We start from the raw sequence: 7,489 nt of genomic DNA, 5'->3' as shown, positions 1-7,489 counted from the left end.
GTCGAAATCGTCCTCCAGCTCCGCCTGCAGCCAGGGCCGCATGGCCTCCTCGTCGTCCGGCATCAGCCTCTCTCCATCCTTTGGCGGGACCATAACGGAGGACGGTTGCAAGCGGATGACGCTCAGGCTTCGCTCAGGCGCCAGAGTAAACCTAGTCGTACTGCAAGGTTCACTAGTCGTGCCTAGAGATGCGGGCACCGAACACGTTGTCCGTCTCACTCCTGCAACACATACGTATGGAAGGCGGTGCCGCCTCGCTCGTCCGGCTCGCGGTATAGTCCCTGTACTTCGGTCTCGAAGCCCGGAAAGCGATTGGCCGCCCGCTCGAAGGCCTTCAAATAAGCGATCATCGGCCGCGATCTTTGGCCGAGCCGCTCACCCGGGATGACAGTCGCTATGCCCGGAGGGTAAACCAGCCAAAGCGTCGCCGCGATCCTTCCCTCTGCGGCGTCGAGCGGCACGTAGTCCACCCGGTTCCGAACCAGCATCTGCGCCGCCTCCTGCGGCGCCATTGCCATCTCCGGGAAATGCTCGGCCCGAAACTGCGCCGCCTGCAGCGCACTCACATTTTCCTCGCGAAACAGCGCATGCATTTCGGCGCAAAGGTCGCGCAGCCGCACGCCGCGGTAGCGCTGCGGCCGCTTGGAGACGAAACTCGGCATCGCCTGTTCAAGAGGCACGTTCTCGTCATGCAATTTCTTGAAGGTGACGAGATGGGACAGCAGCGTGCCTGCCTTGCTGCTCTCCACTCCCGGCGTTAGCAGGAAGAGCAAGCTGTTGAGGTCGTTCTTCTCCGGCACGATTTGGTTCTCACGCAGGTATTCGGCCACGACCGGCGCCGGTACGCCGTGCGCGTCATAGGCACCATCGCGGAAGCCCGGCGTCAGCAAGGTGAGCTTGTTCGGATCGGTCATCGCCCAGCCCGGCGCGACCTCGCCGAAACCGTGCCATTCCTCGCCTTTCCGCAGTTCCCAATACGCCGGGTCGGCGGCGAGTGCATCGGTCGGCACATCCTCCCACGGAACGAGCCCGCCGTCTGCCAGCGGCACCTGCTTTGGAACAAAGGGCTCGAAGAACCAACGTCGTGCCGGGTCCGCCTCCCGCTCGGCATATTCGCGCTGGGTGTAGCGAAGCTTCTTGCGGATTTCGATACCAAGTCGAATTGTATCATCCCAGAGTATCTCACCCTGCCGCCCCTTCATCATCTGCGCCCCTACATCGAGCGAGGCGAAGAGCGGGTAGAAGGGGCTGGTCGAGGCGTGCAGCAGAAAGAACTCGTTGAACCGCCGGTGATGCACCTGTCGCCGCTGCCCCTTGAGGTGCGCGTCTCGCACGTGGATCTGCGACGCCTGCGAGAAGCTCGCCAGCTGCTTATGGGTGCTCTGGGTGACGAAGATGCCGGGGCTCTCTGGCCCAAGATTGCGCAGCCCCATGCCGTAGCGGCCGCGGAAGAGCGGGTGGAACTTCATGAAGCCTGCCCAGGCCTCATCGAAAAGGATGTAGTCGCAGAGGTGCCCGATCCGCTCCAGCACCGCCTCGGCCGAGTAGATGGTGCCGTCATAGGTGCATTGCTCGATGACGGCCGCGCGGAAGGGCCGCGGCCGGCGCCAGGCCTCGGGGTCCTGCACCAGCGGGTTGTCGCGGATGGCGGCCCGCAGCCGCTCTTCCTCCAGCGCCTCCTGCCGCATCGGCCCGATCAGCCCGTGCGGGTTGCGCGCAGTCTCGACGAAGACGGGCACGGCGCCGCTGAGGAAGAGCGCGCCATGATGCGCCGCCTTGTGGTTGTTGCGGTCGAACAGCACGAGGTCGCCCGGCGCCAGCAGGGCGGAGAGCACCACCTTGTTCGAGGTCGAGGTGCCATTCAGCACGAAATAGGTGCGCTCGGCGCCGAAGATCGCCGCCGCCTCCTTCTGCGCCTTGAGCGCCGGCCCCTCATGCGTCAACAGGTCGCCGAGCTGCAGCACGGAATTGTCGAGGTCGTCGCGGAACACCGCCTCGCCCAGATGCTCGACGAAGATGCGCCCGATCGGGCTGCGGCTGTAGAAGATGCCGCCGTTGTGGCCGGGGCAGGTCCAGAGCTGGTTGCCCTGCTCGGCATAGTCGACGAGCGCGCCGAAGAAAGGCGTCTTCAGGCTCTCGGCATATTGCCGCAGCTGCGAGACCAGGTTCTTGGCGACGAAGCCCGGCGTCTCCTCGGCGAGGAAGATGAAGCCGTCAACATCGTCCAGCACCTCGACCGGGATGTCCTCCAGCCGGTGCCGCCGTACCAGTACGATGATCGGTACGTCGAGCCCGCGCTTGCGCACCAAGTGGATAAGCTGCGCCGACTTGCCCTGCAATCCCTTCTTGCCCCAGTCGACGATCACGCAGCCGATGGCGCTGTCGGTCCGGATCACCAACTCCGCATCGTCGTCTCGCCGGGCGCGGGTGACGGCATAGCCCATGCCCTCCACCTCGGTAAGGATTTGGCGCAGCCGTGCCCCCTCAAGGTCCGATTCATCAAATGCCGGGGCGCAGACCAGCAGCTTGAACCGGCGAGCATATTCCATTCAAAAGGCTCCTGCAGGCGATCGTCGGCAGTTGCGCGGGGGCGGTAGTGACCGTCTATCTCAGTTCCGTGACAGCCTGCCCGCCTGCACGGTTGGACGCCGCCATCGCGGCCCTGCAGGCCGGCGCCGTAGACCATCGCAGCAGCATAAGGCTGAGCGTGTCGCCCAGCAGATGGCGCTTTTTTGCCTTGGATTCTCTTGTTGCCATCGAGTTGTGCGGGTCGACTGAAGTTCCCTTTTATGCACTCCTTCGCGCTGTGGCTGCCGATGATTGAACCGGTTTAGCACTTCGCATTGCGATATTTTTATATTGCTGACGTAGCATAACTATCCCCAAACCAAAATAGCACGATTCATTTACATTCTTGTTTGTGGCTCGCTACGTGCCGAAAAATGACACATTTAGCTGTGGAGTAAAATTGTAACCATACTGCACAAATTTTGTCTCTAGTCAGTCTAGAGCACTTATGACAGTTACTCGATACTTTATATTGCCGTCTCTCGTAAGGTTTCACGCCATATGAAATTTAGCTGGCAACCAATCAGTACCTTGTGCCCGCTCGTTAAGACTAGGTGAAGGATGGCACCTACGCATCAATCTGATAGCGTTGCGCTAACCTATGACTATTGGGCGCCAGTCTACGATCTTGTCTTCGGGGCAGTGTTTCGCCAGGGACGACGCGCGGCCACTGAAATTGCTCGCCGCAAGGGGGGACGTGTTCTCGAAATTGGTGTTGGTACCGGCTTGTCGCTCAGCGAATACGGTGAAGCCAACTCCGTCATCGGCATGGACATCTCAGCCCCGATGCTTGTGAAGGCGCGAAAACGCATTTCCGAGATGAGCCTCCGTCATGTCACCGGTCTTGCAGTCATGGACGCTGAACAGATGGCTTTCCCGGATGCGTCCTTTGATGTTCTCGTCGCGCAGTACGTCGTAACCGCCATTCCTAATCCTGAACGTGCTCTCGATGAGTTCCTCCGCGTCCTTCGGCCAGGCGGCGAGATTATTATTACGAGCCGCATCAGCGCGGAGCACGGCCTGCGAAGAACCCTGGAAGGACTGCTTATGCCATTAACCAGCCGACTGGGATGGCGCACTCAGTTTCCCTGGCGGAGATACGAGGACTGGGCGTTGAATGCGCCGGCATTACGACTCGTCGAACGGCGGCCGATCCCACCCTTGGGGCATTTCTCCCTAATCCGTTTCGCTAAAAATGAAGCCGGTCCCGTGTCCGCACATCCAAGCGTGCCCACTTGACCCGAGACATTGCTCACGTCTGCCCAAGAACACCGCGTCGCCTCGACCTTTCGAGAAGGAACTGCGATGACCGCTTTTATTGAGCATCTACGTGAGCAGCGGTGGGATGATCATAGGTACTATCACCACAGTCGAATCAATCAGAGCTTGCACCTAGTCAGCGCCGTCAGCTTTGTGTGCGCCTACATCATGGCCTTCTGGAACCCGGCAATGGCTGCCTTGATAGGCTGGCTTGGAGCTATGACCACGCGGCAAGTCGGCCATCTGGTTTTTGAGCCAAAAGGTTACGATGCTAAGAACCAAGCCACTCACGAACATAAAGAGAATATTAAAGTCGGTTACAACCTGCGGCGCAAGATAGTTTTGATGTCAATTTGGGTAATGTCGCCATTTTGCCTTCTTATTGATAACACCTTGGGCGGCACGATGGATACCCCTCAAAGCCTTGACGAGTTCATCCGAAATGTCGGCATTCTTTGGCTCTGCCTAGCAATGGGCGGTTTGCTGTTTCGCACTATGCAGCTATTTTTTAGCTCCGGTATTCAAACAGGTTTGGTGTGGGCGACCAAGATTATCACCGACCCGTTCCATGACATTATGCTTTATCGCACCGCCCCACTCCATTTGCTTCGAGGCGAGCTGATAGACCAATCCACTCGGCATAACCATTCGTCGCAGCTCAGCTAAAGGCATCAAATGCCGGGTTGCCCTTGTGAAGAAGAACAAGGGCGCCAACGGCGATGAAGCATCTCTCGCAGGATACCGCGTCGGATGGATTGGTTGGATGTGACCGGCCCTGTCCACCAGCCATCCGCATCCATATTCCGTGTCGCTGCTACGAAACGATCAGCTACTTCCTTGAACTCTGAGTCGTTGTAGTTGAGGCTGAATATCAGGCGGCCGGTCCCGACCCAACTCAATGCTAAGTTTTGTGCACGAAGGTAGTATTGCAGCATCCAATTATACCGCGACGGATGCGTGTAACAGACGGTCCAAATGGTTGATAAATTTGCTATCCGTACTGGAAGGTTCGCTTCTTTAAGTCGCTCATTGAGAGCGACCGCACGCTCGTTCCAAATCATATCCAACCTCGCGTACATCGCCACCACGTCTGGCTGCTGGAGCCGGTCTAAAAAGGCACGCATGGCCCCCATGACGTAGGGATGCGAGTTGAAAGTTCCTCGCGCAAAACAGATAGCACCAGGACGGCTATCGCTGAAACGTCGCATAAACCTGCTGCGCCCGCATAGGACGCCGATGGGCAATCCACCGCCCAACGTTTTGCCATAGGTGACGAGGTCAGCGCGGATTCCAAAATACTCTTGGGCACCGCCAAGAGCCAAGCGGAAGCCGACAAAAACTTCGTCGAATATCAAAACGATGCCGCGCTCCGTGCAGACCTCTCGAAGCTGACATAACCACTTCGAATATGCCTGGCGGTCGAACCCTCCTGCCCGACTGCTATCGACCAGCGATGAATCAGCGGGAGCCGCCGCATTCGGATGCAATGCCTGCAGTGGATTAACCAAGACGCATGCAATGTCTCTTCGAGTCCGCAACACATGCAAGGTGCGTTCGGACATCTCCGCAAGTGTATAGGTGTCACGCACAGGGGCGGGATTACCAATGCCGGGCTGCACGTCGTCCCACCAGCCATGGTAAGCACCGCAAAACCGCACGAGATGCGTACGGCCGGTATGGTATCGTGCCAGGCGCACTGCCTGCATCACCGCTTCGGTGCCAGACATGTGGAAGGATATTTCATCCTGGCCAGAGATACGCTGGAGGTCGGCCACGTTGTCAGCCACCACAGGGTGGTATGCGCCGAGCACGGGGCCCAGGCTGCCGACACGCTCGACTGCTTCAGCGATACACGCCTTATAGCTGTCGTAGCCGAGCAGATTGACGCCATGGGAGCCAGTCAGGTCGTAGAAGATATTGCCGTCAAGGTCGGTCACCGTCACTCCCTGCGAAGCCGACAGGAAGGAGCCTGATGTCAAATGCTCGCGGACAAGCCGGCTATATTGAAAGGGAACCCGGTAGTTGGACGTGAACTGGAGATCGGAAAGCCCTTGCCGCGCCTCCACAGTCAGCGCTGCGGATTGCCGAAAGCGGTCCTGAAAGATGCCTGCGAGCCGAAAGAAGCCGTCTTCACGTCGGGCAACAACGCTTTCAGGCGCATTGTCGGAACAGAAAAATTGGTTTTGATTATACTCGTAAAAAGGAATAGCAGAGGCAATGCGCCGAGCCATGCGAACATGGCCCGCGAGCGAGTTGTGCTTCGCTCTCGAGAGGGCCAATCTTGCTCGCCCTTTGGCCAGCCATAATCCAACGCCGCCTGCGGCAACAGCTGCATAAGGCGCTAGGTCAAGCAAAGACGCGTTCAGCATGCTACCGGTCCGTCAAAAGGCACTGCCAATGCCCATTCTGCGAACTACCTTTGCCCGAATTGTGCAGCATGAAGATATCAACTTCCTTTTGACGAACCGCATACCGAGACGCATGGCTACGCGCTTCTTCGGCTGGTTTAGCCAAATTGAAAACCCCTGGGTCCGTGACATCTCGATTGCAATCTGGCGTGCTTTTGCAGACTTAGATTTGACAGATGCCGAAGACACTAAGTTTCGCAGCCTGCATCACTGTTTCACTCGGCGCCTCAAAGCCGGAGCGAGGCCGGTGGACCTGGATGCTGCAATCCTCGTCAGCCCCTGTGATGCCATCATCGGTGCTTTCGGGCTGATAACTGAAGGGCGAGTAATCCAAGTAAAGGGGTTCCCCTATTCACTTCAAGACCTGCTCGACGACAGTGCCCATGCTGGCCAGTACGAAGGCGGCACATTTGTTACGCTTCGCCTTACATCCAGCATGTATCACCGCTTCCATGCTCCGCATGACTGTCAGGTTGAGTCAATCACCTACCTTTCCGGCGACACTTGGAACGTCAACCCAATAGCCCTCAAGCGGGTCGAACAGTTGTTTTGTAAAAACGAGCGGGCCATCATTCGGGCCAAGTTGTCTGAAACGGGTTTCGCCATCACCTTAGTTCCGGTGGCCGCTATCTTGGTGGCGAGCATCCGTTTGGGATTTTTGGATGCGATTCTTGACCTTCGGGCGGACGGTCCGCGTCGTGTGGCTTGCAATGTGAGGTTGCGAAAGGGCGATGAAATGGGCTGGTTTCAACATGGGTCGACCATTATAGTATTTGCACCGCGTGGATTTGGCTTTTGTGACGGCATCGTCGATGGCGCCACCATCCGGGCCGGGCAAGCACTACTGAAGCTGCCCTCTACTGAATTAGTCTAACTTGAATTCGGCAGACTGTCGCCAGTGCGGGTGACCAGCCCCCACGAGGCGGTCCAGGTGGGTTTTTAGTGGAGTATGGCTGCGGCTTGGCCTGAGTTGGAGGATGGTGGGTCAACTGGGGAGAGCGGACTTGATGTCAGGAGCACTTCCGGCGCTGGCGGTCGGTAGCGCAGTGAAGAGTGTGGTCGGACGGTATTGTAGTGCCGTCGCCACTGCTCGATCAGGACCTTGGCCTCGGCGAGCGTGTTGAACACCTCCATGTTGAGCAGTTCGTCGCGCATCTTGCCGTTGAAGCTCTCCACGTAGCCATTCTTCTCTAATCGTGGGCACGTGCGTCAAGCAGTGGTGCTGTCCCGCGTGGGTTTCACGCTTCTCTTCG

At 58.2% G+C, this 7,489-nt stretch carries 5 protein-coding genes and 1 pseudogene; 3 read left to right on the top strand and 3 right to left on the bottom strand.

Annotated elements, in window-relative coordinates:
• Window positions 1-215: 215 nt before the first annotated feature.
• Window positions 216-2,549, bottom strand: a complete 2,334-nt coding sequence (locus tag JMJ56_RS32150) for an Orn/Lys/Arg family decarboxylase (RefSeq protein ID WP_202835953.1) — start codon at window positions 2,547-2,549, stop codon at window positions 216-218.
• A 580-nt stretch (window positions 2,550-3,129) separates the two neighbouring features.
• On the opposite strand from JMJ56_RS32150, the gene JMJ56_RS32145 reads away from it, so the two are divergent.
• Both JMJ56_RS32145 and JMJ56_RS32140 read left to right on the top strand, forming a co-directional pair.
• Window positions 3,130-3,807 (top strand): class I SAM-dependent methyltransferase, encoded by a 678-nt coding sequence (locus tag JMJ56_RS32145; RefSeq protein WP_202835952.1) that lies wholly within the window; start codon window positions 3,130-3,132, stop codon window positions 3,805-3,807.
• 66 nt (window positions 3,808-3,873) lie between these two features.
• The gene (locus tag JMJ56_RS32140) at window positions 3,874-4,494 is read left to right on the top strand and encodes a hypothetical protein (protein WP_202835951.1); all 621 of its coding nucleotides are present in this window, start codon (window positions 3,874-3,876) and stop codon (window positions 4,492-4,494) included.
• 5 nt (window positions 4,495-4,499) lie between these two features.
• Here the strand turns inward: JMJ56_RS32140 and JMJ56_RS32135 are convergent, their stop codons facing one another.
• Window positions 4,500-6,197, bottom strand: coding sequence for an aminotransferase class III-fold pyridoxal phosphate-dependent enzyme (locus tag JMJ56_RS32135; RefSeq protein ID WP_202835950.1), 1,698 nt, complete (start codon window positions 6,195-6,197; stop codon window positions 4,500-4,502).
• 28 nt (window positions 6,198-6,225) lie between these two features.
• Between JMJ56_RS32135 and asd the strand changes: the two genes are divergently transcribed.
• Window positions 6,226-7,110 (top strand): archaetidylserine decarboxylase, encoded by an 885-nt coding sequence (gene asd, locus JMJ56_RS32130; RefSeq protein ID WP_202835949.1) that lies wholly within the window; start codon window positions 6,226-6,228, stop codon window positions 7,108-7,110.
• A 65-nt stretch (window positions 7,111-7,175) separates the two neighbouring features.
• On the opposite strand, the pseudogene JMJ56_RS32125 reads toward asd, so the two are convergent.
• Window positions 7,176-7,424, bottom strand: a pseudogene (locus JMJ56_RS32125) (integrase core domain-containing protein); the annotation flags it as partial.
• Between the last annotated feature and the right edge of the window lie 65 nt (window positions 7,425-7,489).

The organism is Belnapia arida, from assembly GCF_016773205.1.
In the GTDB taxonomy this organism is placed as follows: Bacteria; Pseudomonadota; Alphaproteobacteria; order Acetobacterales; family Acetobacteraceae; genus Belnapia; species Belnapia arida.
Note: the sequence above shows the minus strand (reverse complement) of the source record. Positions and strands in the feature narration are given on the sequence as shown.